Source organism: Citrobacter sp. XT1-2-2, assembly GCF_023516235.1.
Taxonomy (GTDB): Bacteria; Pseudomonadota; Gammaproteobacteria; order Enterobacterales; family Enterobacteriaceae; genus Citrobacter; species Citrobacter werkmanii.
The window spans coordinates 3,687,825-3,714,296 of the sequence record NZ_CP097324.1; the positions used below are offsets into that span (position 1 = coordinate 3,687,825).

The window sequence follows — 26,472 nt, forward strand, 5'->3', positions numbered from 1 at the left end:
TTGGTTTCCTATCACTGTGTGCCAGACGTTACAGTGCGGCTTCGTCAGTTTCGCCGGTACGAATACGAATCACGCGTTGCAGCTCGGCGACAAAGATTTTGCCGTCGCCAATTTTTCCGGTGTAGGCCGCCTTGCTGATGACATCGATCACTTCATCCAGTTGGTCATCGGCAATCGCCACATCAATCTTCACCTTGGGCAAAAAATTGACGCTATATTCAGCCCCACGGTACAGCTCGGCATGACCTTTCTGTCGGCCAAACCCCTTCACTTCGGTGACGGTCAGCCCCTGAATACCAATAGATGACAAGGCTTCGCGGACGTCTTCCAGTTTGAACGGTTTGATTACCACGGTAACCAGCTTCATAGATCCCCTCCAGTCAGAATTCAGTAATGGCTGCAGATACACCAGATGAATACTGCAAGGGATGTGCCAGGAATGAAAAAGCAGGATGATTCGGGCCAGCCGAGGGGAGTGGGGAGAGAAAAAGAAAAAACGCACTATAACGGTGCATAGTGCGTTACATTTTTGCACCAGATTGTTGATTGCCGTCCGGCCTACGAAACCGGGTTGGTCTCAGCTATCAGGCAATAATGGAATCCTCTTGCGTACTGGCCGCCAGCTCTTCGCCCGCCAGCTGCAGTTGATACATCTGCCAGTAACGGCCTCGCGCCGCCAGTAATTGCTGGTGCGTACCACGTTCAACCGCCTGTCCACGGTGCAGTACCAAAATGGTGTCCGCATCGACAATCGTCGATAAGCGATGCGCAATCACCACCAGCGTGGTGTGTTCACGTACCGCCGCCAGCGCTTGCTGAATCGCCTGTTCCGTGCCGGAGTCAATACTGGCCGTGGCTTCATCGAGGATCAGTACCTGCGGCGTTTCAACCAGCACCCGCGCCAGCGCCAGCAACTGTTTCTGCCCAACGGAGAGATTATTGCCCTGCTCGCCCAGCCGGGTATGAATTCCCTCGCTCAGGCCGCGCGCCAGTTCCGCCAGTTGCACGGTTTCCAGCGCCTGCCATACCCGCGCTTCTGAGATATCGCGGCCCAGCGTGACGTTTGCCAGGAAGGTATCCGCCATCACCACCGGATCCTGCTGCACCATCGCGATGCCCTGACGCAATACCCCGTGGCTCAGCGAAGACAGCGGTCTCCCATCAAGACGGATTTCCCCCTGCGTCAGCGGGTAGTATCCCATCAGCAGACTTGCCAACGTACTTTTGCCGCTGCCGGTGTGCCCGACCAGGGCCACAAAGCTACGCGAAGGCACGGAAAGACTGATGTTTTGCAGCACCAGATTGTCGTCACGATAAGCAAATGAAACGTTATCTACCTCGATATCCCCACTCTTTAGCGGCTGGTCATCGTCACCATAGCGTTGACGTGGCCCATCCATCAATTCGAACACACGTTCACCGGCGACAACCGCCTGCTGCAGCATTGACTGCTGGGTCGTCAGCTCAATAAGCGGCTCGTTCAACCGCCCGAGATAGCTAATAAACGCATACAACACCCCCACCTCGATCGAACTGCCAGAGGTAAAGCTGAACAGCATCAATAAACCGCAGAGGATCAGCGCCGAGAAAAGGCTAAGCAGCGGACGCAGCAAAAAGCCATCCAGTCGCAGGGTCTGCATCCGCGCCATATAGTGCGAACGGCTGGCCTCGCCCATTCTCTCGCCAAATCGCGCCTGCTGACGGAACTGCTGGATAACACTCATGCCGTTGATGACTTCGTTAAAGCCATCGTTAATATCCGCCAGATAAGCGCGAACCCGGCGCACAATCGGTGTGCTGTAGCGTTGATAAATCACCATCACCACCAGCACCGCCGGGAAAATGACCATCGCGACCAGCGCCATACGCCACTCCAGGCTAAACATCGCCACCAGCATCGCGCCGATCAAGGCCGCACTGCGCAGAACCGTTGCCACTACCGTCACATACAGGTCACGAATCACTTCAGTGTCATTCGTCACTCGGGAGATAAGCTGCCCGACGGGCTGAGTATCAAAGGCGCTGAGCGGCTGACGAAGCGCTGCGTCCATGACATCGGTGCGCAACTGTTGCACCACGCCAACTGCCGCCTGATTAAATAACAGTGACTGCGCGTAATGCAGGCCCGCCGCCAGCAGCTGCAATCCCACATACGCCGCAACCAGCCCGGCGACCATCGCCAGTGGCAGGTTGTTTTTCGCCACCATGTTATCGATAAAATAGCTTATCAGCAGCGGGCCGCTGACTTCAGCCGCAGCTGCCACCCACAGCATGACTACCGCTATCGCCAGCGGTTTTCGCCATGGCGAACCGTACTTCAGCAGCCTTTTCAGGGTCGGCCATAATTGCCCAAAACTACGCATTAGCCGCCTCCCCGTTTATCTCTGGCGCATCGGACAGCGCCGCTTCCAGTTGCTGATAGCGAAACATATCGCGATACCAGCCTGACTGCTGCACCAACACGTCATGCTCACCACGCTGAGCAATATGCCCATGCTGCATCACAATAATCTCGCTGGCTTCCGTCAGGGCCGATAAACGGTGAGCGCTGATAATCACAGTTCTGCCTTCGCCCCACTGGCGCAGGTTATGCAGGATCTGATGCTCGGTACGGCCGTCTACTGCCGACAGCGCATCATCCAGGATCAGAATTTCAGCATTCAACAGCAACGCGCGGGCAATAGAGATTCGCTGTTTTTGCCCGCCGGACAGCATCACGCCGCGCTCGCCCACTTCGGTATCATAGCCTTGCGGAAGACGTAAAATATCCTCATGAACGCTGGCGAGACGCGCCACATGTTCGATCTCTTCCTGCGTGGCCTGCGGGCGTCCTAACGCGATGTTATTGGCGACGGTATCTGAAAACAGGAACGGCGTCTGGCTAACCACCGCCAGTCGGCTGCGCCAGCTATCAAGTTGTAAGCGCGATAACGGGATATCATGAAAACGTATATCCCCTTGGCTGATATCAAAATGACGCTGGATCAGCGACAGCACCGTACTTTTCCCCGCGCCGGTCGGGCCGCAGATGCCCAGCATCTGTCCGGGTCTGAGCTGGAAATTCACGTTTTCCAGCGCTGGCTGAGCCGTCAATGGGTAGCGAAATTCGCGAATCGCCACCGCCAGCTCGCCGCGTCCTTCAGGCACCGGTTCAGTACCGTCATCCACCACCGGCGCTTCAGCCAGCATGGCGCGAATACGGCTGTAGGCGGCGCTGCCGCGTTCGACAATGTTAAACATCCATGCCAGCGCCAGCATCGGCCAAATCATCAGACCGAGATACATCATAAAGCTGGTGAGCTGGCCGAGCGTCAGCGAACCGTGCACCACCATCCAGCTTCCTCCGGCAATCGCCAGCAGGTTAGCCATCCCAATGGCGATATAAATCGTTGGGTCAAAACGGGCGTCAATACGCGCCACCCGCAGGTTTTTCTTACCGGTGTCTTCAGCATCTGCGGCAAATAACGCCGACTGCCGATCCTCCAGGCCAAAAGCCTTGATCATGCGAATGCTGGTCAGGCTCTCCTGAGTACGATCGTTAAGACTGGAGAACGCCGCCTGCGCCAGCTTAAAACGGTGATGGAGTCGATCACCGTAACGTTTGATCATTAACGCCATCACCGGCATCGGCAGTAGCGCAATAAGCGTCAGTTGCCAGCTTATCTGCGTAGACATCACGATCAGTACCGCACACCCCATCACCAGCGAATCCACCAGCGTCAGCACGCCTTCGCCAGCGGCAAACACCACCCGATCGACATCGTTAGTGGCGCGCGCCATCAGATCACCCGTACGGTGGCGCAGATAGAACTCGGGGTGCTGGCGACTCAATTGACGGTAATAATCTTCCCGCAGCTCAACCGCCAGTTGGTAGGATGCACCAAACAGCAGTACGCGCCAGACATAGCGCAGCAAGTACACGACCACCGCAATCAGGGCGATTGTGCCAACCCACATCAGCAGCCGCTCGGTGGTGAAGCGTTGCGCTGTTACGCCATCCACAATGATCCCGACCACTTTCGGCGGGATAAGCTGAAGGATGGCGATGATAATAAGCAGAGCCACTGCTCCAAGGTAGCGACGCCACTCCCGGCGGAAGTACCAGCTTAATTGAGCAAATAATCGCACGCGTTATGTCCTGACAAGATTTCCGGCAATGAGCGCCGGGAGAATTATTCAATCGGTAGAGCAGTTGTGTATTTAATCTGTTCCATCGCAAAGCTGGAGGTGACATCAGACAGGCCCGGCACGCTGTTCACCAGGCGCTTATAAAATTCGTCATAGCTTTTCATATCGGCGACCTGGACCCGCATCAGGTAGTCATACTCCCCTGCCATACGCCAGAATCCCAGAACTTCCGGCATTCCGGTGACTTCGGTGACAAAGCGGCAATACCATTCGCTGCTGTGGTGCTGAGTCTTGATCAACACAAACGCGGTTAAGCCCAGCCCCAGTTTTTCGGGATCCAGCAGGGCGACTCGACCCAGCAGGATACCATCATCTTCAAGCCGTTTAAGGCGTTTCCAGCAAGGGGTGGTAGTCAGATTAACGGCATCTGCTAACGCCTGCAAAGAAAGGGTGCAGTCTTGTTGCAGTAAGCCGAGCAGCTTACGGTCAATTTTGTCTAACATATCCACTCCACAGAGAAGAATTTTCTCCTTACATTCTATTTTAAAGGCTAAATGGCAACAATTTTTTCCGTGCTTTTCGCTATTCTGGGCACAAAATGACAAATGGATATCTTTTAATGATGAATAGCTCCTGGGTTAAAAACGCCATCAATGAAATCAACGCGGATTATCAACGTTCTGCGGATACGCATCTCATTCGTCTGTCGCTCCCGGCGTTTCCGGGCATTCAGCTCTATTTAAAAGATGAGAGCACGCATCCGACCGGGAGCCTGAAACATCGTCTGGCACGCTCACTGTTTCTGTATGGACTGTGCAATGGCTGGATCAAAGAAGGCACTACCATCATCGAGTCATCATCCGGCTCAACGGCGGTTTCCGAAGCGTATTTCGCCCGTCTGTTAGGATTACCGTTTATCGCCGTTATGCCTTCGTGTACTGCGAAACGTAAAATTGAACAGATTGAGTTTTACGGCGGGCGCTGTCATTTCGTGGAAAGCGCCTGCGAAATTTATGCGGCTTCTGAACAATTGGCGCGTGAGCTGAACGGCCATTACATGGATCAGTTCACTTACGCTGAGCGCGCCACCGACTGGCGCGGTAACAATAATATTGCCGACAGTATCTTTCGGCAGATGCAATGCGAGCCCAACCCCGTTCCCCGGCATATCGTGATGAGTGCCGGAACCGGCGGTACCTCGGCGACCATTGGCCGTTATATTCGTTGTCAGGGCTACGACACTCGTTTGATGGTGGTGGATCCAGAAAACTCGGTCTTTCTGCCCTTCTGGCAAGATCGCGATGCAACCTTACGCAGCCCGGTAGGTAGCAAAATCGAAGGTATCGGTCGCCCACGCGTAGAACCGTCTTTTATTCCTGATGTGGTCGATGAAATGCTGCGCGTGCCGGATGCCGCCAGCGTGGCCACCGCGCACTGGCTGGAGACGCAGCTAGGCCGTAAAGTTGGCGCCTCAACCGGCACCAACATGTGGGGAGCATTACAACTTGCCGCCCGTATGCACGATGCAGGAGAAACGGGATCGCTGGTGACATTGTTGTGTGACAGCGGCGAACGTTATCTGGAAACCTATTACAACCCGCAGTGGGTCGACACGCACATCGGTGATTTAACGCCGTGGAAAGCGGAGCTGGCTCAACTCCTGAATACCCACTAATCAGACAAAAAAAAGCCAGACGCGAAGTCTGGCTTGCTGGAAGGGATCTCTCATTCGGGGGAATAAGGTAGATGCGGATTGTCCAGCCAATGCGTCAAAAAGTGTGATACTGCCTGATTACGGCAATGCCCAATCACCGATAAATGAGGCAGTTCAGCAATCAGTTGCGGCATCGCGTTACCCATAATCAGGCCGCGCCCTACGCTACTTAACATTTCGCGATCGTTCATGGCATCGCCAAACGCCATACACTCGGCCATTGAATAACCTAAGTGGTTGCTTAATACCGCCAGCGCAGAACCTTTATTACATCCCAGCGGCAGCACCTCGAGGCAATCAACCGCGGAGAAACAGAGATTCGCCTGTTCACCCAGCGCCTCATTGAGTTGAATGCGCAGACGGATCAGCGTGTCATGATCGCCACAGAAACAGATCTTCGTTACCTGGTGGGCGGGAATACGTTTCACATCCACGATCTGGTAACGAAATCCGCTATACACATGCGCCTGAAGCAGCGCTGGAATTTCTTGTCCGGTGAACCAACCGTTGTCATTAAAGACATGCATGCTGGCCGTGGTGTCCCACTTCTGGTGCAATACACTATCCGCAACATTCGGATCCAGATCCTGGCGGTGCAGCACATCACCCTCCAGCGAGTGAATGCGCGTACCGTTACCCGTGATTAAAAAGGCATCCAGCGAAATAGAACCCAGAATGTGGCGCATCTCCAGCACATGGCGACCGGTGGCAAATGTCAGAGTGATATCACGTTCACGCAGGCGCGCCAGCGTTGAAAGCGTTTCATCACCTAAATGGTGATTCGGCATCAAAAGAGTGCCATCCATATCAAATGCAGCCAGACGAGCCATTTCTTTCTCCACACTGTGAGGCGGTTAACTTGTGATTCAGTATCACCTGAGATATACGGAAGTAATAGTGAATAGATAAAATGAATTGTTCCGGGTTTATATGCGACTATTGAACCGACTAAATCAATACCAACGCCTGTGGCAACCCTCGAACGGGGAGCCGCAGTCGGTGACCATTGGCGAACTGGCTGAACGCTGTTTTTGCAGCGAACGCCACGTGCGAACCTTGTTAAAACAAGCGCAGGATGCAGGCTGGCTGGAGTGGCACGCCCAATCGGGGCGGGGTAAACGCGGGCAGCTACGTTTTTTAGTTACGCCGGACTCACTACGCAATACCATGATGGAGCAGGCGCTGCAAAAGGGGGAACAGCTTAGCGTGCTGGAGCTGGCCCAACTGGCGCCGGGTGAATTAAGAACCCTGCTACAACCGTTTATGGGCGGTCAGTGGCAAAACGACACGCCAACCCTGCGTATCCCCTATTACCGCCAGCTCGACCCTTTGCACCCCGGATTTCTCCCTGGCCGCGCAGAGCAACATCTCGCCGGGCAGGTATTCTCTGGCCTGACCCGGTTTGACACGCATACACAACGCCCCTGCGGTGATTTAGCTCACCACTGGAATATCTCCGCCGACGGCCTGCGTTGGGATTTCTATATTCGCTCCACGCTGTACTGGCATAACGGCGATGCCGTCAGCAGTACGCAGCTACATCAGCAGTTGCTGAAGCTGTTAGAACTACCCGCGCTGAATAAGCTGTTTATCAGCGTCAAACGTATTGAGGTGACCCATCCCCAGTGTCTGACCTTTATTCTGCATCGTCCCGACTTCTGGCTGGCGCACCGCCTGGCAAGCTACAGCAGTCACCTGGCACATCCTGAGCACCCATTTGTGGGTACCGGTCCGTTCCGGTTGACGTTGTTTACCCCTGAGCTGGTGCGTATCGAGAGTCACGATCACTACCACCTGAGTCATCCACTCCTGAAAGCGATCGAATACTGGATAACTCCGCAACTCTTCTCCCAGGACTTGGGCACCAGCTGTCGCCATCCGGTGCAAATAGCGATAGGTAAACCCGAAGAGTTGCCCATGCTAAGCCAGGTGAGCAGCGGGATAAGCCTCGGTTTTTGCTATCTCACGCTCAGAAAAAGCGCGCGCCTGAATACCTTGCAAGCCCGCAGGCTGGTCAATATTATCCATCGCTCTTCCCTGCTACAAACGCTGGAGGTAGATGAAAACCTGATAACCCCAAGCAATGCGCTGCTGCCTGGATGGACGATCCCGCAATGGGATGAGTTGAACGAGGTAGCGCTACCGGAAAAACTGACGCTGGCGTATCACCTGCCGGTTGAACTACATGCCATGGCTGAACAGCTTCGCCAGGCGCTGGCGCTACTCGGCTGTGAATTAACGCTTATATTTCATAATGCTAAAAACTGGGACGGTAATCATCCTTTAGCGCAGGCCGACCTGATGATGGGAGACAGACTGATTGGCGAAGCGCCTGAATATACCCTCGAACAGTGGTTACGTTGCGATCAACTGTGGTCACATGTACTCAATGCGCCTGAATACACGCACTTGCAAACCACGCTGGATGCCCTGCAAGTCCAGGCCAATGAAGACGATCGTTATGCGGCGTTACAGCAAGTGTTCGCCACGCTGATGCATGATGCCACGCTGACTCCGCTGTTCAATTATCACTATCGTATTAGCGCGCCACCGGGCGTGAACGGTGTTCGCCTGAATCCTCGCGGCTGGTTTGAGTTCACCGAAGCCTGGTTACCGCCCCCTTCAACATGAAGAAGCTGGTCGACACCACGTCCAGGCGCTACCATATGGGTTTCGTTATTTGTCAGGAAAAGCCATGAAACGTGCCGTTGTTGTATTCAGTGGAGGTCAGGACTCCACGACCTGTCTGGCGCAAGCGCTACATCAGTATGATGAAGTGCACTGCGTGACCTTTGATTATGGTCAGCGCCATCGCGCTGAGATTGATGTCGCACGTGATCTGGCCTTAAAACTCGGCGCGCGTGCGCACAAAGTGCTTGATGTCACGCTGCTTAGCGAACTGGCTGTCAGTAGCCTGACCCGTGATAACATTCCGGTGCCTGATTACGAACCGGATGCGAACGGCATTCCCAATACCTTTGTGCCCGGACGCAATATTTTGTTTTTAACGCTGGCGGCGATTTACGCATATCAGGTACAGGCAGAGGCGGTCATTACCGGCGTTTGTGAAACCGACTTCTCTGGATATCCTGACTGTCGCGATGAGTTCGTCAAGGCTCTGAACCATGCCGTGAGCCTGGGGATGGCAAAAGATATCCGCTTTGAAACTCCGCTGATGTGGATCGATAAAGCCGAAACCTGGGCGCTGGCCGATTACTGGGGCAAGCTGGACCTGGTACGCGAAGAAACGCTGACCTGCTATAACGGTATCAAAGGTGACGGTTGTGGTCACTGCGCGGCCTGTAATCTGCGCGCCAACGGTCTTAACCATTATCTGGCGGATAAACCGGCAGTGATGACGGCGATGAAGCAGAAAACCGGGTTAAAGTAATGAGTTGAGCGATGCCGGATGGCGCTTTGCTTATCCGGCCTACAAGCACTCGCAGCCACTACTTCACCATCAGTTCCAGTTTCTCGCGCAACTCTCCTTCCAGCGGTAGCGCTTTTTGCGTTTTCAAATCAATACAGACGAAGGTAATCAACGCATCTGCTACCACCTGTCCTTCCGGCTCCAGGGTGATAGTCTGGTTCAACACACCGCTTTTGCCATTTAACTGCTGTACCTGACTGGTAACAGTCAGCAGGTCGCTCAGCACCGCCGGACGGCGATAGTTGATATTAATATTCACAACCACAAAAGCGATGTTGTGAGCGGTCATCCACTGAAAGCTGTCGCTGTTTTCCAGCCCATCCCAGCGTGCTTCTTCCAGAAACTCAAGATAACGGGCATTGTTGACGTGCTGATAGACATCAAGATGATAACCACGGACTTTGATTTGTGTTTGCATAGCGCAGAAACCTTACGTTTTTTTATATGTACATATTCAGGGTGAAGAGGCCATAACTGGTATGACCTCTATAGTCTGGCAAAATTTCAGCGCTCTGCAAGTTATTAAAGTGTTAAAACTGCCAGGTTACGCTCTACCAAAGAACTTCCCATCCCCGGCACCTGCTTTAAATCATCGACCGTTTTAAATGGCCCGTACTCTTCTCGATAGCTGACAATGGCCTGAGCCTTTTTCAGTCCGACCCCATTCATCACTCGCGCTAAATCCTCCGCAGAAGCGCTGTTGATGCTTACCCTGCTGCCTTCATCATCGCTTGCTTTAGCGGGTTGCGTAGCCTTGCTTTGCGCCACTGTGGAAGCATCCGCTTTGGTTTGAGTCGCCTGGTTTTTGGCAACGGGCTCTGCAGCCAATGCGCTTTGGGCCATAGCGCCGCAGGTCAATGAAAGGGTGATAAGCAGGGCTTTGATTCCATGTTTCATACTGTTTTCTCCGTGTTTGTTAACAGTGGAATCACGATAGCGAGGTGCGGAACAGCAGACAAACGGCAAATAACAGAAATGGAAAAGGCCGCGAAAGCGGCCTTTGGTTAATACAACTTTTTGCAATTTTTTGCGAGCAGCCTCGGTTATTGCTGTTGCTCCAGCGCGTCACCGATTTTAATTTTTGCGGCTTTACGCAGGTTGCTCATCAGCGCTTCAAACACAATCTGCGCGTTGTTCTGGGTGATCCCCTGAACCATCGCTTTCTTCTGCGCTTCAGGCATCGAACCCGCTTTCACTTCGTCCAGCGCCAGCAGAACAACGTTACCCTGCATATCGTTCGCCACGCCGTAGCTCGGTTTGTCTTTCGCTGGCAGGCTCAGACCAAAGGCTGCCTGGCTCAGAGGATCCTGACCAGTGCGGCTCAGCGTTTTCGCCTCACCAAAGCTCAGACCCGCGGCTTTCATCGCTTCATCGCCTTTACCGGCTTTCAGGTCCGCCAGCAGTTTATCAGCATCCAGCTTAGCCTGTTGCTCTGCTTTATTGTGCTTAACAAGCGCAGTAACCTGCTCTTTCACTTCAGCCAGTGGCTTAACGGCTTCGGCTTTGTGCTCTGCAATACGCAGCACAAACGCGCGATCGCCATCCACGGTAATGATGTCAGAGTTACTGCCAGGCGTACCGTTCTCGCCAACCAGACCCCCATTGAAAATGACGTCAGCGACGGGTTTGAAATTCAGCTCTTCCGGCAGACTGTCACGGCTAAACCAGCCCGTTTCAACCGCTTTCATACCGGCAGCTTGCTCCGCACCCGCCAGGGATTCGTTATCGTTGCTGGCTGCATCGCTCACTTTCTGCTGCAGCGCATAGTACGCATCCAGCGCTTTTTCCTGCTTCACTTTCGCCGCAATGTCGTCACGGGCTTCGCTCAGCGGTTTAACCTGCGCAGGCTGTACGTCATCAAGACGCGCAACGAGGAAACCAACGGAAGATTTAATCACACCGGACAGTTGGCCTTTGTCTTTCAGGCCGGCATTTTTCAGCTCATCCGGAGTGGTGGAATCTTCCAGCCATCCCATATCGCCACCTTTACGGGCAGAGATGATGTCGGCTGATTTTTCTTTCGCCAGCGCAGCGAAATCTGCGCCTTTGCTCAACTCATCCAGTACCGCTTTAGCTTCATCTTCCGTTTTCGTCTGAATAATGCTGTAGCGGTTACGCTGCGGCTGAGTGAACTGGTCCTGATGCTGGTCATAGTAAGACTGAATATCAGCATCGCTGGCCGTCTCCTGCAGTGCAGCAGCGTCCAGCTTGATGTAGCTCACGCGGAACTGTTCCGGCGTCATGAAGTTGTTTTTATTCTGCTCGTAGTAGCTGGCAACTTCCTGCTCGGTAACGGATTGCTTCGCGGCAAGCGCGTTAACGTCAATCGTCGCCTCACGCACGATACGCTGCTGTGCGACCAGCGCCGCCAGCTCATCGGTCTCGCCTTTCAGCATGAAGTCCGTACCGGCAACGCCGTTGATCAACTGCTGGGTAGTAAGCTGATTACGTAATGCCTCAGCGTACTGATCGGCGGTCATTCCCATTTGATTAACAATCGCATTGTAGCGGTTGTTATCAAATTTGCCGTCCACCTGGAAAGCAGGCGTGGCGAAAATAGCCTGTTTAACCTGATCGTCGCTGATATTGAGCTTCAGCTCGCGGGAGTATTGATCCAGCAGCGCTTCGTCTACAAGACGATTCAGCACCTGCTGACGCAGCGTTTTCATATAGCCTTCATTCGCCGCCAGCTCAGAGTATTGATCGCCCAACTGTTGCTGCATGCGGTTACGTTCGCTATTGAACGCATTCTCGAATTGCCCGCGGCTGATCTCCTGGCCATTCACTTTGGCGGCGTAATTGTTGCCCCCGCCAATCAGGTAACCACTCACGCCGGTCAAAATGAACGACACGATAATGATACCGAAAATAATCTTGAGCACGAGACTGTTAGCAGCCGTGCGTAAGCTGTCCATCATGGTGTAACCACACTCCGCTGTAGATGACTATACGCGTTATCCTTCAAGCCGCCTGCACGTTGTTACAACAACGGCGGCAAGGATTTTGAGTATATATGCTTCACGCAGCATAGCGTTTCCTGAACGCTGCGCACAAAGGCCTATTGTGACAAGAAACGGGGGCAATTGTCAGCCCACAACACGTAGAAAGTACCGGAATCAGAAATAAAAAAGGCACATCAGTTGATGCGCCCTTGTACTTCGTCACATCCCCAAAGGGGAAATCACTTAGTTTACCGCGTCTTTCAGTGCTTTACCTGCACGGAAGCCCGGTACTTTAGCCGCGGCGATGGTGATCTCTTTACCTGTTTGCGGGTTGCGACCAGTACGGGCAGCACGCTCTTTAACGGCAAAAGTACCAAAACCTACCAGCGCTACGTCATCGCCTTCCTTCAGGGATTCGGTAACAGAAGCAATAATTGCATCTAACGCACGTCCAGCCGCAGCTTTAGAGATATCAGCCCCTGCAGCAATTTTGTCGATCAGTTGAGATTTATTCACTCTTCTCTTCCTCTTTTATAATTTATATCGCACCTGAATCCTTCAAAGTGCGACCGCGCAGCAGTTATATCAGGCCTGCCATGCCCTTACAACACCCGTTAATGATGGCAAGCCTAATCCGTCATCTAAATTAGCTATACAAAAAAAGGCTGGCAAGTCCGAAATGGCCTGCCAGCCCTGTTTTTATTAGTGCTCTTTGCGCGAGGTCACTATTTTGCGGTCACAACCTGCATTCCAGAGGGTTCATTTTGCAGCGCAAGCGTCAAAACTTCCTCGATGCGTTTCACCGGATGGATGTCCAGATCGGCAATCACGTTGTCCGGAATCTCTTCCAGGTCACGTTTGTTTTCATCTGGAATTAAGACCGTCTTAATGCCGCCACGGTGCGCCGCCAGCAGTTTTTCTTTCAAACCACCGATTGGCAGCACCTGACCACGCAGAGTGATCTCGCCGGTCATCGCCACATCGGCGCGTACCGGGTTACCGGTCAGACAAGAAACCAGCGCGGTACACATGGCAATACCGGCACTTGGACCATCTTTCGGCGTCGCCCCTTCCGGTACGTGAACGTGGATGTCGCGTTTTTCGTAAAAGTCCGGATTAATACCCAGTTTTTCCGCGCGCGCGCGCACCACGGTCAGTGCAGCCTGAATAGACTCCTGCATTACCTCACCCAAAGAACCGGTGTAGGTCAGCTTGCCTTTACCCGGAACGCAGGCGGTTTCGATGGTCAGCAGATCGCCGCCCACTTCCGTCCACGCCAGACCGGTCACCTGACCGACGCGGTTTTCGTTGTCCGCGCGACCATAGTCAAAGCGCTGTACGCCCAGGTAGTCGTGCAGGTTGTCGCCATTGATCACAATATGTTTCAGCGATTTGTCGAGCAGCAACTGCTTCACGGCTTTGCGGCACAGTTTAGAGATTTCACGCTCCAGACTACGCACGCCCGCTTCACGGGTGTAGTAACGAATAATGCCCACAATGGCGCTATCGTCGACCGTAAGCTCGCCTTTTTTCAGCGCGTTACGCTCAATCTGTTTCGGCAACAGGTGACGTTTAGCAATATTCAGCTTCTCGTCTTCGGTGTAGCCGGACAGACGGATCACTTCCATACGATCCAGCAACGGCGCCGGAATATTCATGGAGTTCGAAGTCGCAACGAACATCACGTCGCTGAGATCGTAGTCCACTTCCAGGTAGTGATCGCTGAACGCCACGTTCTGCTCTGGATCCAGCACCTCAAGCAGCGCGGAAGCCGGATCGCCACGCATGTCGGAAGACATTTTATCGATCTCATCGAGCAGGAACAGCGGGTTTTTAACGCCCACTTTGGCCATTTTCTGGATCAGTTTACCCGGCATCGAACCGATATAGGTCCGGCGGTGACCGCGAATTTCAGCCTCATCACGTACGCCGCCCAGTGCCATACGGATGTATTTACGCCCGGTCGCTTTCGCGATGGACTGGCCCAGAGAAGTTTTACCTACCCCCGGCGGCCCAACCAGACACAGGATCGGCCCCTTGATTTTGTTCACACGGCTTTGAACCGCGAGATACTCAAGGATACGGTCTTTGACGCGTTCCAGACCGTAATGGTCGGTATCGAGGATTTCCTGCGCCTGACGCAGGTCTTTTTTGACCTTGCTACGCGCATTCCACGGTACCTGTACCATCCAGTCGATGTAGCCACGGACCACGGTCGCTTCCGCCGACATCGGAGACATCATTTTCAGCTTCTGCAGCTCTGCTTCGGCTTTCTCTTTTGCCTCTTTCGGCATTTTCGCCGCGTCGATTTTGCGTTTCAGCGCTTCGTTTTCGTCCGGCGCATCATCCATCTCGCCGAGTTCTTTCTGAATAGCTTTCATCTGCTCGTTCAGATAGTACTCGCGCTGGGATTTTTCCATCTGCTTCTTCACGCGGTTGCGAATGCGTTTCTCAACCTGCAGCAGATCAATTTCAGATTCCATCATCGCCATCAGATATTCCAGACGTTCGTTAACGTCGGACATCTCCAGCACGGACTGCTTATCTGCCAGCTTCAGCGGCATGTGCGCAGCGATGGTGTCCGCCAGACGCGCGGGATCGTCAATGCTGTTCAGCGACGTCAGCACTTCTGGTGGAATTTTCTTGTTCAGCTTGATATAGCCTTCGAACTGGCTGATAGCGGTACGCACCAGCACTTCCTGTTCGCGCTCATCAATGGCAGGCGAGTCAAGGTACTCCGCTTTTGCAGAGAAATGCTCGCCGTTGTCAGACAGCGCAGAAATACGCGCGCGCTGTAACCCCTCGACCAGCACTTTTACGGTGCCGTCAGGCAATTTCAGCATCTGCAAAATAGAGGCCACGGTCCCGACGGTGAAAAGATCGTTTACACCCGGCTCATCCGTTGACGCTTCTTTCTGTGCGACCAGCATGATTTTTTTATCATGGTCCATAGCCGCTTCCAGACAACGGATAGATTTTTCCCGCCCTACAAATAAGGGTATGACCATGTGCGGATAAACCACCACATCGCGCAACGGCAATACGGGGATTTCAATGCGTTCAGAACGCTCAGGATTCATAGAGCTCTCTCTTAGTTTAGTGTCCGCCAGGTAATCAGGTGGTACGACTGTGCTTCACACCACCTTTAACATGTATGTCAGTATATGGGGATGTTTCCCACACATTCAACGCCATGTTTACGGAAAAATAAAAGGGGAGATAAAATCCCCCCTTTTTAATTAAATGTCTGTATGAATTGATGAATTATTCGCCAGATGCCTGCTGTGCTTCCGGCTTACCGTAAATCAGCAATGGCTTGCTCTGACCGCCAATCACCGACTCATCGATCACCACTTTTTCGACGTCTTCCATCGAAGGCAGATCGTACATGGTGTCAAGCAGCGCGGCTTCGACGATAGAACGCAAACCACGGGCACCGGTTTTACGCGCCATCGCTTTCTTGGCGATCGCATCCAGCGCTTCCTCACGGAACTCCAGATCGACACCTTCAAGGTTGAACAGCGCCTGGTACTGCTTGGTCAGGGCGTTTTTCGGCTCTTTCAGGATCTGGATCAGCGCTTCTTCACTCAGTTCGCTCAGCGTTGCCACCACTGGCAGACGACCGATGAACTCAGGGATCAGACCAAATTTGATCAGATCTTCCGGTTCCACCTGCGACAACAGTTCACCTTCGCTGGCTTTATCAGACTGCGCTTTTACCGTTGCGCCAAAACCAATGCCGGAGCCGGTTTCAACACGGTTAGCGATCACTTTGTCCAGACCAGCGAACGCGCCACCGCAGATAAACAGGATCTTGGAGGTATCAACCTGCAGGAACTCCTGCTGCGGATGTTTACGTCCCCCCTGCGGCGGAACAGCGGCAACCGTACCTTCGATCAGTTTCAACAGCGCTTGCTGTACGCCTTCGCCAGAAACGTCACGGGTAATGGACGGGTTGTCAGATTTACGAGAAATCTTGTCGATTTCATCGATATAGACGATCCCCCGCTGCGCTTTCTGTACGTCGTAGTCGCACTTCTGCAGCAGTTTCTGAATAATATTTTCAACATCTTCACCCACATAACCGGCTTCGGTCAGCGTGGTGGCGTCAGCCATAGTAAACGGAACGTCCAGCAGGCGCGCCAGCGTTTCAGCCAGCAGCGTTTTACCGGACCCCGTCGGGCCAATCAGCAGGATGTTACTTTTGCCCAACTCGACGCCATTGCTGGTGTCGCCGTTGCGCAGACGTTTGTAATGGTTGTATACCGCGACCGCCAACACTTTCTTCGCCTGTTCCTGACCGATAACGTAATCGTCCAGGTGATTGCGAATTTCATGTGGCGTCGGCAGCGCACTGCGTTCACGGTGCGGTGCTACTTCCTTAATCTCTTCGCGAATGATGTCGTTACACAAATCGACACATTCGTCGCAGATATACACGGATGGACCGGCAATCAGCTTCCGCACTTCATGCTGGCTTTTGCCGCAAAAAGAGCAGTACAACAATTTGCCCGAGCCATCTTTGCGTTTATCTGTCATGGGTCAAAACCTCTTCTTTGTTCTTTGTGCCGCACACGACGACGCAAATGCCATTCTCAGGCGCAAGACGCTAGTCAGCGTTGTGCCGCTCCAGGTAATTATAGCGGCACACCTGCGCACTGGGCATTAATTACGATGGGTCAAAATCGAGTCGACCAGACCGTACTCTACCGCTTCAGAAGCGGAGAGGAAGCGATCGCGCTCGGTATCACGTTCAATCTGCTCAAGAGATTGACCCGTATGATGCGCCATAAGTTCGTTCATGCGCCCTTTTACCTTCAGGATTTCGCGGGCATGAATTTCAATATCCGTTGCCTGGCCCTGGTAACCGCCCAGAGGCTGGTGGATCATGACGCGAGAGTTAGGCAGGCAAAAACGTTTACCTTTCGCCCCGGCAGTCAGCAGGAACGCGCCCATTGAGGCCGCCTGGCCCATACAAATGGTGCTGACGTCCGGCTTAATAAACTGCATGGTGTCATAGATAGACATCCCGGCAGTAATTACCCCACCAGGGGAGTTGATGTACAGGTAGATATCTTTTTCCGGGTTTTCTGCTTCCAGGAACAGCATCTGCGCCACAATCAGGTTAGCCATATGGTCTTCGACCTGGCCAGTCATAAAAATGACGCGTTCCTTAAGTAGACGAGAATAGATATCAAAAGAGCGCTCACCACGTGAGGTCTGTTCAATGACCATCGGCACCAGCGCCATATGGGGTGCAAAGTTATCTCGTTCGCCGCTGTATGACATTTCCGTCTCCTGGATAAAATTTGAAAAAACCTGCTGTGCTGATTGTAACCTTATGGACGGATTATCAGCTAGTCCCTCAGTAATGGGTACGACATCGCCATAATTCAAGCATAACAATCTTTTGTTGTAACGCTAACACTGAAACGCTGTTTTCGCACTCTTCCCATGCAAAATGCGTGACAAAAAAAAACCCGCCACCAAAAGGTGACGGGCTTGCGTACGAAATTCGTGCTACAAAAGCGACGAATTACGCCTGCTGGTTCATCAGTTCGTTGAAGGAAGTGGCTTTTTCAGTCACTTTCGCTTTCGCCAGAACGGCTTCAACAGCTTGTTCTTCCAGAGCGACGTTACGCATGTTGTCCATCAGCTCTTTGTTTTTGCTGTAGAACTCAACAACTTCTTTCGGATCTTCGTAAGCAGAAGCCATCTCTTCGATCAGGCCTTTAACGCGATCTTCGTCAGCTTTCAGCTCGTTGGTGCGAATAACTTCGCCCAGCAGCAGGCCTACAACTACGCGACGCTTAGCCTGTTCTTCGAACAGTTCACGCGGCAGTTCCAGAGCTTGTTTCTCGTTACCGCCAAAACGCTGCGCAGCCTGACGACGCAGAACGTCGATTTCGCTGTCGATCAGAGCAGCCGGTACGTCGATGTCGTTAGCTTTTACCAGACCTTCGATCGCCTGAGACTTAACGCGGTTACGCACAGCGCCTTTCAGCTCGCGTTCCATGTTTTTACGTACTTCAGCACGCAGACCGGCTACGGAACCGTCTTCAACGCCGAAACGTTTGATGAATTCTTCAGTCAGTTCCGGCAGTTCGCGTTCTTCAACTTTCTTCAGGTTGATAACGAACTTAGCGGCTTTACCTTTCAGGTTTTCAGCGTGGTACTCTTCCGGGAAGGTCACGTCGATAGTGAACTCTTCGCCAGCTTTGTGGCCTTTAACGCCTTCTTCAAAGCCTGGGATCATACGACCCTGGCCCATCGCCAGTACGAAGTCAGACGCTTTGCCGCCTTCGAACTCTTCGCCGTCTACAGAACCGGTGAAGTCGATGGTTACACGGTCTTCTGCATCAGCAGCGCCGTCTTTATCTTTCCAGGTAGCCTGCTGCTTACGCAGAGTGTCCAGCATTACATCAACGTCAGCGTCGGTGACTTCAACAACCGGTTTTTCAACTTCGATTGCTTCCAGGCCAGTCAGCTCAACTTCCGGGTACACTTCGAACTCTACCGCGTAAGTAAAATCTTCACCCAGCTTGTATTCACCCGGAACGTAGTTCGGTGCGCCAGCCGGATTGATTTTTTCTTTGATGATCGCGTCAACGAAGTTGCGGCTCATCAGGTCGCCCAGCACGTCCTGACGCACGGAAGCGCCATAACGCTGAGCAACAACATTCATCGGTACTTTTCCTTTGCGGAAACCGTCAATACGCACTTTCTTCGCTACGTTGACCAGCTCGCTTTTCACAGCGGTCTCGATGCTGTCAGCAGCGATAGTAATCGTTACACGGCGGCCAAGGCCTTGAGTGGTTTCAACTGAAACTTGCATCTTGTTACCTCAAAAAATCACAGTGCTCGGTCAACTCTTCTCCGCAAGCACAGGTTGTTGGCTTCGCGGAACTGGGATGTTCTCATAAGCAATCACATTCCCTGTCGTCAGAATCATCCCGAAGACATTCCGAAAAATAAGACGCGCATTATAGCGGCATCACTTTTATGAGTCGAGAACGGTTATCGCGCGTTGCTGCGGCTTTTTTCACAATTCCCGGCTAATTTTTGTCTGAATACTGTACGACTCCCCCAGAATTCAGACAAAACAAAACGGCCCGCAGGCCGTTTTCACATATTCTGTAGCAACATACTGGAAAAACATCGGTTGTTGCAAATCCGTTTTTCTACGCGATGCTCCCGGCTCCACGACAAGGGGGCGACGCAAAGATCGTGTCCTGCAATGCTTCCCACTCCTTAATGGTATAGGTATGCAGGGCTAACGCATGTACGGTTGTGGAGAGTTCCGCCGTTAACGTGCCGTAAATCATCCGATGACGATTAAGAAAACGTTCACCTGTAAAACGATCGCTAACCAGCACAACCTTAAAGTGGCTTTCAGAACCTGCCGGGACATTGTGACGATAGCTTTCATCCACAACTTCGAGGAATACGGGTTGGAACGCTGCCCTTAATTTTTCTTCTATTTGCTCACGAATCATCATGAAATTTTTCCTCCGACAACGCTGAGATGTCACCCATCCCTTTAAATACTAGCCGCTTTTACCGTTTTCATTACACCTTAGCAACAAAAAATTAGCGCTTGTCTGATTTTCTCAGCCAAACGAATGAAGTTCACTCATTTCATTCTTTGGTTTATTGCAAAAAGTCCGTTTCTGGTCTCCACAAAGTCATAAAAAGGACAACACAATGAATTTACATGCGTTACCCACTTCCCCTCATCGTTGGCGATGTTATGATGGCGGGAATTTTCTCTAACCACACAATTTAGATTCGCTGAGAGCCCTGGCATGTTTAAAAAAATCCTCTTCCCGTTAGTTGCGATGTTTATGTTGGCAGGATGCGCAACGCCGCCTACCACCATTGAAGTCTCCCCTAAAATTACCCTGCCGCAGCAGGATCCGAGCCTGATGGGCGTGACCGTGAGTATCAACGGCGCCGACCAGCGTCAGGATCAGGCGCTGGCAAAAGTCACCCGCGACAACCAGCTGGTTACCCTGACCGCTTCCCGCGATCTGCGTTTCCTGCTGCAAGAAGTGCTGGAAAAACAGATGACCGCGCGTGGTTATATGATTGGTCCGAACGGCGCAGTAAACCTGCAAATCATTGTTAGCCAGCTGTATGCTGACGTGTCTCAGGGTAGCGTGCGTTACAACATCGCCACTAAAGCAGACATCGCTATTATTGCGACCGCGGCGAACGGTAACAAGATGACCAAAAACTACCGCGCAAGCTACTCTGTTGAAGGCGCGCTGCAGGCCTCCAACAAAAATATTGCTGATGCCGTTAACAGCGTCCTGACCGACACCATCGCTGATATGTCTCAGGACACCAGCGTTCACGATTTCATCAAGCAGAACGCTCGTTAATTTCTGCCCTTATGGCCCGGCGTTCGTCGGGCCTATAGAAGCCCATGTCCAGTCATTACTTACGTATTTTTCAGCAACCACGTTCAGCTATCCTGCTCATTCTGGGGTTCGCCTCCGGATTACCGCTCGCACTGACATCCGGTACGCTCCAGGCGTGGATGACGGTCGAAAATATCGATCTTAAAACCATCGGTTTCTTTTCTCTGGTCGGCCAGGCCTACGTATTTAAGTTCCTCTGGTCTCCATTGATGGACCGCTATACGCCGCCGTTTTTGGGCCGACGTCGCGGTTGGCTACTGGCGACCCAGCTACTGCTATTGATTTCTATCGCCGCGATGGGCTTTCTGGAGCCGGGTACGCAGCTACGCTGGATGGCCGCGCTGGCGGTGGTGATCGCGTTTTGTTCGGCATCGCAGGATATCGTCTTTGACGCCTGGAAAACCGACGTATTGCCCACCGAAGAGCGTGGCGCAGGTGCGGCAATCAGCGTACTGGGTTACCGTTTAGGGATGCTGGTTTCCGGCGGACTGGCCCTGTGGATGGCCGACCGCTGGCTCGGCTGGCAGGGCATGTATTGGCTGATGTCGGCGCTGCTGATCCCTTGCATCATCGCCACCCTGTTAGCGCCAGAACCAACAGATGCTATTCCGGTGCCTAAATCGCTGGAACAGGCGGTTGCGGCTCCGCTGCGAGACTTTTTTGGCCGCAACAATGCCTGGCTGATTCTGCTCCTCATCGTGCTGTATAAACTCGGTGATGCCTTCGCCATGAGTCTGACCACCACCTTTTTAATCCGCGGTGTCGGATTTGATGCGGGTGAAGTCGGCGTGGTGAATAAGACATTGGGGCTACTGGCCACCATTGTTGGCGCACTGTACGGCGGGATCCTGATGCAGCGCCTCTCGCTGTTCCGCGCATTGTTGATTTTCGGTATTCTGCAAGGGGCATCAAACGCAGGTTACTGGCTGCTGTCCATCACTGACAAACACATGTTCAGTATGGCCGCCGCCGTCTTCTTTGAGAACCTGTGTGGCGGGATGGGCACTGCGGCGTTTGTCGCCTTATTAATGACGCTGTGCAATAAGTCCTTCTCAGCGACCCAGTTCGCCCTGCTCTCCGCGCTTTCAGCGGTTGGCCGCGTGTACGTAGGTCCGGTAGCGGGTTGGTTTGTCGAAGCGCACGGGTGGCCCACGTTTTATCTGTTCTCCGTGTTTGCCGCGCTGCCTGGACTCCTCCTGCTGCTGGTTTGTCGCCAGACGCTGGAACATAGCTGGCAAAATGAGAGCTTTATTCCGCGTACGGAATTTCGTAGCGCGTACGGTCTGGCATTAATGACGCTGGTCGCGGGCTGCTGTTTGCTGGCAGTTTGGCTATTGTTGCTGACCCTTAACGCACTGGACTACACCAACTTCTCCTTCCTGCCGGAACTGCTTGAAATCTCGGTGGTGGTCGCGGTCTGCGGAGTGGTATTCGGCGGATTGCTGGATTATCTGGCATTGCGCAAAACCCGTCTGGCGTAATTTTTCACATTAATTGAGCCGTTGTAATCACCCTGCGTAATTATAACGGCTAAATAAACAACAACTGATAAAAAATATTATTTGTTATTTTGTGCGCCATAGAATTTGGAAATTATTGACGCCTTTTATACATGCTATTTTCCTTACTCGATTCAGCCATGAAAAATTTATTTTTTGTTCTGTAATTGTCTTTTTATTGATAATCAATTGTTAATTAATTGTTTTATTTTGGTATTGGTTATACCAATTGCCCTCCGCACGTCCCTCACCTGCCTGCTTTCGTTATAACGTGATGTTGCAACAGGTTCTTAAAGCCAACCCGACATATATTGCAACATATGTGACACGCTCGGCAGAACCCGGTAACACAGATCCAATGATGTTTACAGTAATGTAACCTTCCCGTAAAATGACCTCACACTTTAAACGCCACCCGGTCCCGTGGAATTGAGGTCGTTAAATGAGACTCAGGAAATACAATAAAAGTTTGGGATGGTTGTCATTAATTGCAGGCACTGCGTTGCTCAGTGGCTGTAATTCTGCGCTGCTTGACCCTAAAGGACAGATTGGACTGGAACAACGGTCATTGATACTGACGGCATTTGGCCTGATGTTGATCGTCGTTATTCCTGCCATCTTGATGGCTGTTGGTTTTGCCTGGAAGTATCGTGCAAGCAATAAAGATGCGAAGTACAGCCCGAACTGGTCGCACTCCAATAAAGTGGAAGCTGTGGTCTGGACGGTGCCGATCTTAATCATCATTTTCCTTGCCGTGCTGACCTGGAAAACCACTCACGCTCTTGAGCCAAGCAAACCGCTGGCGCATGACGAGAAGCCCATTACCATCGAAGTGGTTTCCATGGACTGGAAATGGTTCTTCATCTATCCGGAACAGGGTATCGCTACCGTGAATGAAATCGCCTTCCCGGCGAATACTCCGGTCGAATTCAAAGTGACGTCCAACTCCGTGATGAACTCCTTCTTTATCCCGCGTCTGGGTAGCCAGATTTATGCCATGGCCGGTATGCAGACTCGACTGCATCTGATCGCCAATGAAGTCGGTACTTATGATGGTATCTCCGCAAGCTATAGCGGACCAGGCTTCTCCGGTATGAAATTCAAGGCTATTGCAACAAAGGACCGCGCCGAATTCGACCAATGGGTTGCTAAAGCTAAGCAGTCTCCGAACACCATGAGCGACATGGCTGCGTTCGAAAAAGTGGCTGTGCCAAGCGAATACAACCAGGTGGAATACTTCTCCAACGTGAAACCTGATTTGTTTAAAGATGTTATTAACAAATTTATGGCTCACGGTAAGAGCATGGACATGACCCAACCAGAAGGTGAGCACAGCGCACACGAAGGTATGGAAGGCATGGACATGAGCCACGCGGAATCCGCCAACTCAAGGGGTTGAGAAGAATACGATGTTCGGAAAATTGACACTTGATGCAGTTCCGTTCCATGAACCAATCGTCATGGTTACGATCGCTGCCATTATCATCGGTGGTGCGGCCTTACTCGGCCTTATCACTTACTTCGGTAAGTGGACCTACCTGTGGAAAGAGTGGCTAACTTCGGTTGACCACAAACGCCTTGGCATCATGTATGTCATCGTCGCAATCGTGATGTTGATTCGTGGCTTTGCCGATGCCGTCATGATGCGTAGTCAGCAAGCGCTGGCTTCTGCAGGTGAAGCGGGTTTCCTGCCACCTCACCACTACGACCAGATCTTCACGGCTCACGGCGTGATTATGATCTTCTTCGTGGCAATGCCATTTGTTATCGGTCTGATGAACCTGGTGGTTCCACTACAGATTGGCGCACGTGACGTTGCATTCCCGTTCCTGAACAACCTGAGCTTCTGGTTCACCGTTGTTGGCGTAATCCTGGTTAACCTGTCTCTGGGCGTCGGTGAATTCGCGCAGACCGGTTGGCTGGCGTATCCGCCTCTTTCGGGAATAGAGTACAGTCCAAGCGTCGGGGTCGATTATTGGATATGGGCAGTCCAGTTGTCCGGTATTGGTACAACCCTGACCGGTATCAACTTCTTTGTGACCATCATTAAGATGCGTGCGCCAGGAATGACCATGTTCAAGATGCCGGTATTTAGCTGGGCATCTCTGTGCGCGAACATCCTGATTATCGCTTCGTTCCCAATTCTGACGGTTACCGTCGCGTTGCTGACCCTGGATCGCTATCTGGGCACCCATTTCTTTACCAACGATATGGGCGGCAACATGATGATGTACATCAACCTGATTTGGGCCTGGGGCCATCCGGAAGTGTACATTCTGATCCTGCCAGTATTCGGGGTATTCTCCGAAGTCGCAGCAACCTTCTCGCGTAAGCGTCTGTTTGGTTACACCTCGCTGGTGTGGGCAACCGTGTGTATCACCGTTCTGTCGTTCATTGTTTGGCTGCACCACTTCTTCACCATGGGTGCCGGCGCAAACGTAAACGCCTTCTTCGGTATTACCACCATGATTATCGCCATCCCGACCGGGGTGAAGATCTTCAACTGGCTGTTCACCATGTATCAGGGCCGTATCGTATTCCACTCAGCAATGCTGTGGACGATTGGCTTTATCGTCACCTTCTCAGTCGGCGGCATGACCGGCGTACTGCTGGCGGTGCCGGGTGCGGACTTCGTACTGCACAATAGCCTGTTCCTGATTGCGCACTTCCATAACGTTATCATCGGCGGCGTGGTATTTGGTTGCTTCGCGGGTATGACCTACTGGTGGCCAAAAGCGTTTGGCTTCACGCTGAACGAAACCTGGGGTAAACGCGCATTCTGGTTCTGGATCATCGGCTTCTTCGTGGCATTTATGCCGCTGTACGTGCTGGGCTTTATGGGTATGACCCGTCGCCTCAGCCAGCAGATTGACCCGCAGTTCCATCCGATGCTGGTTGTTGCCGCCTGTGGCGCCGCGCTGATTGCACTGGGTATCCTGTGCCAGTTCATTCAGATGTATGTGTCTATTCGCGACCGCGAGCAGAACCGTGACCTGACCGGTGACCCATGGGGTGGTCGTACGCTGGAGTGGGCAACCTCTTCCCCGCCTCCATTCTATAACTTTGCCGTTGTGCCGCACGTTCACGAGCGTGATGCCTTCTGGGAAATGAAAGAAAAAGGTGAAGCGTACAAGCAGCCTACGCACTATGAAGAGATTCATATGCCGAAGAACAGCGGTGCCGGTATCGTCATTACCGCCTTCGCAACACTGTTTGGTTTCGCCATGATCTGGCATATCTGGTGGCTGGCGATTGCAAGCTTCGCAGGCATGATCATTAGCTGGATTGTGAAAAGCTTTGATGAAGACGTGGATTACTACGTGCCGGTCCCGGAAGTCGAAAAACTGGAAAACCAGCATTTCGATGAGATTACTAAGGCAGGGCTGAAAAATGGCAACTGATACTTTAACGCACGCGACTGCCCACGCGCACGAACACGGGCACCACGATGCAGGCCAGACCAAGATCTTCGGATTCTGGGTCTACCTGATGAGCGACTGCATTCTGTTCTCAATTCTGTTTGCAACCTATGCCGTTCTGGTGAACGGCACCGCAGGTGGCCCGACAGGTAAGGACATTTTTGAACTGCCGTTCGTTCTGGTTGAAACATTCCTGCTGTTATTTAGCTCCATTACTTACGGCATGGCGGCGATCGCCATGTATAAGAACAACAAGAGCCAGGTCATCTCCTGGCTGGCGTTGACTTTCTTGTTCGGTGCCGGATTCATCGGGATGGAACTCTATGAATTCCATCACCTGATTGTTAACGGTATGGGCCCGGATCGCAGCGGCTTCCTGTCTGCGTTCTTCGCGCTGGTCGGCACGCACGGTCTGCACGTCACCTCCGGTCTTATCTGGATGGCGGTGCTGATGGTGCAAGTTGCCCGTCGCGGCCTGACCAGTACTAACCGTACCCGCATCATGTGCCTGAGCCTGTTCTGGCACTTCCTGGATGTGGTGTGGATCTGTGTGTTCACTGTTGTTTATCTGATGGGGGCGATGTAATGAGTCATTCTAACGAGAGCGGCGGCGCATCCCATGGCAGCGTAAAAACCTACATGACAGGTTTTATCCTGTCGATCATCCTGACGGTCATTCCGTTCTGGATGGTGATGACAGGTTCTGCCTCTCCGGCCGTCATTCTGGGAACTATTCTGGCAATGGCCGTGGTACAGATTCTGGTGCACCTGGTGTGCTTCCTGCACATGAATAGCAAATCTGATGAAGGTTGGAACATGACGGCCTTTGTCTTTACTGTGCTAATCATCGCCATTCTGGTTGTGGGCTCCATCTGGATTATGTGGAACCTTAACTACAACATGATGATGCACTAAGA

23 protein-coding genes are annotated in these 26,472 nt (G+C 52.5%); 9 read left to right on the forward strand and 14 right to left on the reverse strand.

Annotation, left to right across the window (positions count from 1 at the left end; translation table 11 throughout):
- Positions 1-28: 28 nt before the first annotated feature.
- The 4 genes from glnK to decR form a co-directional block, all read right to left on the reverse strand.
- Positions 29-367 (reverse strand): P-II family nitrogen regulator, encoded by a 339-nt coding sequence (gene glnK / locus M4I31_RS17665; protein WP_006685697.1) that lies wholly within the window; start codon positions 365-367, stop codon positions 29-31.
- 217 nt (positions 368-584) lie between these two features.
- Positions 585-2,363, reverse strand: coding sequence for a SmdB family multidrug efflux ABC transporter permease/ATP-binding protein (locus tag M4I31_RS17670; RefSeq protein WP_085047631.1), 1,779 nt, complete (start codon positions 2,361-2,363; stop codon positions 585-587).
- A complete protein-coding gene (locus tag M4I31_RS17675) occupies positions 2,356-4,128 on the reverse strand; it encodes a SmdA family multidrug ABC transporter permease/ATP-binding protein (protein ID WP_085047632.1) in 1,773 nt (590 codons plus the stop codon). The genes M4I31_RS17670 and M4I31_RS17675 overlap by 8 nt, the downstream gene beginning before the upstream one ends.
- Before the next feature lie 44 nt (positions 4,129-4,172).
- Positions 4,173-4,631 (reverse strand): DNA-binding transcriptional regulator DecR, encoded by a 459-nt coding sequence (decR, locus tag M4I31_RS17680; protein WP_003831023.1) that lies wholly within the window; start codon positions 4,629-4,631, stop codon positions 4,173-4,175.
- A gap of 116 nt (positions 4,632-4,747) precedes the next feature.
- Between decR and M4I31_RS17685 the strand changes: the two genes are divergently transcribed.
- On the forward strand, positions 4,748-5,803 hold the full coding sequence (locus M4I31_RS17685; protein WP_139815545.1) for a PLP-dependent cysteine synthase family protein: 1,056 nt from the start codon (positions 4,748-4,750) through the stop codon (positions 5,801-5,803).
- 50 nt (positions 5,804-5,853) lie between these two features.
- Here M4I31_RS17685 and cof read toward each other — a convergent pair whose 3' ends face one another.
- Positions 5,854-6,672: an HMP-PP phosphatase gene (gene cof / locus M4I31_RS17690; RefSeq protein WP_069323962.1), complete on the reverse strand. Its 819-nt coding sequence runs from the start codon at positions 6,670-6,672 to the stop codon at positions 5,854-5,856.
- Between the two features lie 100 nt (positions 6,673-6,772).
- Here cof and M4I31_RS17695 point away from each other — a divergent pair, with 100 nt between their 5' ends.
- Positions 6,773-8,473 carry an SgrR family transcriptional regulator gene (locus M4I31_RS17695; RefSeq protein WP_085047633.1) on the forward strand — a complete coding sequence of 567 codons (1,701 nt, stop codon included), beginning with the start codon at positions 6,773-6,775 and terminating at the stop codon, positions 8,471-8,473.
- 64 nt (positions 8,474-8,537) lie between these two features.
- Positions 8,538-9,233, forward strand: coding sequence for a 7-cyano-7-deazaguanine synthase QueC (gene queC, locus M4I31_RS17700; RefSeq protein WP_038638285.1), 696 nt, complete (start codon positions 8,538-8,540; stop codon positions 9,231-9,233).
- Positions 9,234-9,291: 58 nt separating this feature from the next.
- Here queC and fadM read toward each other — a convergent pair whose 3' ends face one another.
- The 9 genes from fadM to bolA form a co-directional block, all read right to left on the reverse strand.
- The gene (fadM, locus tag M4I31_RS17705) at positions 9,292-9,690 is read right to left on the reverse strand and encodes a long-chain acyl-CoA thioesterase FadM (RefSeq protein ID WP_038638282.1); all 399 of its coding nucleotides are present in this window, start codon (positions 9,688-9,690) and stop codon (positions 9,292-9,294) included.
- Between the two features lie 104 nt (positions 9,691-9,794).
- Entirely contained in the window at positions 9,795-10,169 is a 375-nt protein-coding gene (locus tag M4I31_RS17710; RefSeq protein WP_085047634.1) for a helix-hairpin-helix domain-containing protein, read from the reverse strand.
- A 146-nt stretch (positions 10,170-10,315) separates the two neighbouring features.
- A complete protein-coding gene (gene ppiD / locus M4I31_RS17715; protein WP_085047635.1) occupies positions 10,316-12,190 on the reverse strand; it encodes a peptidylprolyl isomerase in 1,875 nt (624 codons plus the stop codon).
- A gap of 267 nt (positions 12,191-12,457) precedes the next feature.
- Positions 12,458-12,730 (reverse strand): nucleoid-associated protein HU-beta, encoded by a 273-nt coding sequence (hupB, locus tag M4I31_RS17720; RefSeq protein WP_003021629.1) that lies wholly within the window; start codon positions 12,728-12,730, stop codon positions 12,458-12,460.
- A 209-nt stretch (positions 12,731-12,939) separates the two neighbouring features.
- Positions 12,940-15,294, reverse strand: coding sequence for an endopeptidase La (gene lon / locus M4I31_RS17725; protein ID WP_038638272.1), 2,355 nt, complete (start codon positions 15,292-15,294; stop codon positions 12,940-12,942).
- A gap of 184 nt (positions 15,295-15,478) precedes the next feature.
- Complete coding sequence (gene clpX, locus M4I31_RS17730; protein ID WP_003831013.1) at positions 15,479-16,753, reverse strand: ATP-dependent protease ATP-binding subunit ClpX; 1,275 nt, start codon at positions 16,751-16,753, stop codon at positions 15,479-15,481.
- Positions 16,754-16,879: 126 nt separating this feature from the next.
- A complete protein-coding gene (clpP, locus tag M4I31_RS17735) occupies positions 16,880-17,503 on the reverse strand; it encodes an ATP-dependent Clp endopeptidase proteolytic subunit ClpP (RefSeq protein ID WP_032939995.1) in 624 nt (207 codons plus the stop codon).
- Between the two features lie 247 nt (positions 17,504-17,750).
- Positions 17,751-19,049 carry a trigger factor gene (tig, locus tag M4I31_RS17740; protein ID WP_003021622.1) on the reverse strand — a complete coding sequence of 433 codons (1,299 nt, stop codon included), beginning with the start codon at positions 19,047-19,049 and terminating at the stop codon, positions 17,751-17,753.
- A gap of 346 nt (positions 19,050-19,395) precedes the next feature.
- Positions 19,396-19,713, reverse strand: a complete 318-nt coding sequence (gene bolA / locus M4I31_RS17745; protein WP_038638264.1) for a transcriptional regulator BolA — start codon at positions 19,711-19,713, stop codon at positions 19,396-19,398.
- A gap of 306 nt (positions 19,714-20,019) precedes the next feature.
- Here bolA and M4I31_RS17750 point away from each other — a divergent pair, with 306 nt between their 5' ends.
- The 6 genes from M4I31_RS17750 to M4I31_RS17775 all read left to right on the forward strand — a co-directional run bounded on the left by M4I31_RS17750 (position 20,020) and on the right by M4I31_RS17775 (position 26,470).
- Positions 20,020-20,598: a lipoprotein gene (locus tag M4I31_RS17750; protein ID WP_003021617.1), complete on the forward strand. Its 579-nt coding sequence runs from the start codon at positions 20,020-20,022 to the stop codon at positions 20,596-20,598.
- A 44-nt stretch (positions 20,599-20,642) separates the two neighbouring features.
- Positions 20,643-22,118, forward strand: coding sequence for a muropeptide MFS transporter AmpG (gene ampG / locus M4I31_RS17755; protein ID WP_085047637.1), 1,476 nt, complete (start codon positions 20,643-20,645; stop codon positions 22,116-22,118).
- A 460-nt stretch (positions 22,119-22,578) separates the two neighbouring features.
- Positions 22,579-23,535 carry a cytochrome o ubiquinol oxidase subunit II gene (gene cyoA / locus M4I31_RS17760; RefSeq protein ID WP_085047638.1) on the forward strand — a complete coding sequence of 319 codons (957 nt, stop codon included), beginning with the start codon at positions 22,579-22,581 and terminating at the stop codon, positions 23,533-23,535.
- A gap of 10 nt (positions 23,536-23,545) precedes the next feature.
- The gene (cyoB, locus tag M4I31_RS17765) at positions 23,546-25,537 is read left to right on the forward strand and encodes a cytochrome o ubiquinol oxidase subunit I (RefSeq protein ID WP_038638255.1); all 1,992 of its coding nucleotides are present in this window, start codon (positions 23,546-23,548) and stop codon (positions 25,535-25,537) included.
- On the forward strand, positions 25,527-26,141 hold the full coding sequence (locus tag M4I31_RS17770; RefSeq protein WP_003831007.1) for a cytochrome o ubiquinol oxidase subunit III: 615 nt from the start codon (positions 25,527-25,529) through the stop codon (positions 26,139-26,141). Before cyoB ends, M4I31_RS17770 begins: the two co-directional genes overlap by 11 nt.
- Complete coding sequence (locus M4I31_RS17775; RefSeq protein ID WP_003831006.1) at positions 26,141-26,470, forward strand: cytochrome o ubiquinol oxidase subunit IV; 330 nt, start codon at positions 26,141-26,143, stop codon at positions 26,468-26,470. The genes M4I31_RS17770 and M4I31_RS17775 overlap by 1 nt, the downstream gene beginning before the upstream one ends.
- Positions 26,471-26,472: the final 2 nt, after the last annotated feature.

What these genes read in the sequence shown, in the direction of transcription:
- M4I31_RS17770 (WP_003831007.1), top strand. Translation starts at nt 25,527, where the DNA reads ATGGCAACTGATACTTTAACGCACGCGACTGCCCACGCGCACGAACAC.
- tig (WP_003021622.1), bottom strand. Translation starts at nt 19,049, where the DNA reads ATGCAAGTTTCAGTTGAAACCACTCAAGGCCTTGGCCGCCGTGTAACG.
- lon (WP_038638272.1), bottom strand. Translation starts at nt 15,294, where the DNA reads ATGAATCCTGAGCGTTCTGAACGCATTGAAATCCCCGTATTGCCGTTG.
- M4I31_RS17710 (WP_085047634.1), bottom strand. Translation starts at nt 10,169, where the DNA reads ATGAAACATGGAATCAAAGCCCTGCTTATCACCCTTTCATTGACCTGC.
- cyoA (WP_085047638.1), top strand. Translation starts at nt 22,579, where the DNA reads ATGAGACTCAGGAAATACAATAAAAGTTTGGGATGGTTGTCATTAATT.
- fadM (WP_038638282.1), bottom strand. Translation starts at nt 9,690, where the DNA reads ATGCAAACACAAATCAAAGTCCGTGGTTATCATCTTGATGTCTATCAG.
- M4I31_RS17775 (WP_003831006.1), top strand. Translation starts at nt 26,141, where the DNA reads ATGAGTCATTCTAACGAGAGCGGCGGCGCATCCCATGGCAGCGTAAAA.
- bolA (WP_038638264.1), bottom strand. Translation starts at nt 19,713, where the DNA reads ATGATGATTCGTGAGCAAATAGAAGAAAAATTAAGGGCAGCGTTCCAA.
- clpX (WP_003831013.1), bottom strand. Translation starts at nt 16,753, where the DNA reads ATGACAGATAAACGCAAAGATGGCTCGGGCAAATTGTTGTACTGCTCT.
- M4I31_RS17670 (WP_085047631.1), bottom strand. Translation starts at nt 2,363, where the DNA reads ATGCGTAGTTTTGGGCAATTATGGCCGACCCTGAAAAGGCTGCTGAAG.
- cyoB (WP_038638255.1), top strand. Translation starts at nt 23,546, where the DNA reads ATGTTCGGAAAATTGACACTTGATGCAGTTCCGTTCCATGAACCAATC.
- cof (WP_069323962.1), bottom strand. Translation starts at nt 6,672, where the DNA reads ATGGCTCGTCTGGCTGCATTTGATATGGATGGCACTCTTTTGATGCCG.
- M4I31_RS17750 (WP_003021617.1), top strand. Translation starts at nt 20,020, where the DNA reads ATGTTTAAAAAAATCCTCTTCCCGTTAGTTGCGATGTTTATGTTGGCA.
- M4I31_RS17685 (WP_139815545.1), top strand. Translation starts at nt 4,748, where the DNA reads ATGATGAATAGCTCCTGGGTTAAAAACGCCATCAATGAAATCAACGCG.
- decR (WP_003831023.1), bottom strand. Translation starts at nt 4,631, where the DNA reads ATGTTAGACAAAATTGACCGTAAGCTGCTCGGCTTACTGCAACAAGAC.
- ampG (WP_085047637.1), top strand. Translation starts at nt 20,643, where the DNA reads ATGTCCAGTCATTACTTACGTATTTTTCAGCAACCACGTTCAGCTATC.
- clpP (WP_032939995.1), bottom strand. Translation starts at nt 17,503, where the DNA reads ATGTCATACAGCGGCGAACGAGATAACTTTGCACCCCATATGGCGCTG.
- queC (WP_038638285.1), top strand. Translation starts at nt 8,538, where the DNA reads ATGAAACGTGCCGTTGTTGTATTCAGTGGAGGTCAGGACTCCACGACC.
- ppiD (WP_085047635.1), bottom strand. Translation starts at nt 12,190, where the DNA reads ATGATGGACAGCTTACGCACGGCTGCTAACAGTCTCGTGCTCAAGATT.
- glnK (WP_006685697.1), bottom strand. Translation starts at nt 367, where the DNA reads ATGAAGCTGGTTACCGTGGTAATCAAACCGTTCAAACTGGAAGACGTC.
- M4I31_RS17695 (WP_085047633.1), top strand. Translation starts at nt 6,773, where the DNA reads ATGCGACTATTGAACCGACTAAATCAATACCAACGCCTGTGGCAACCC.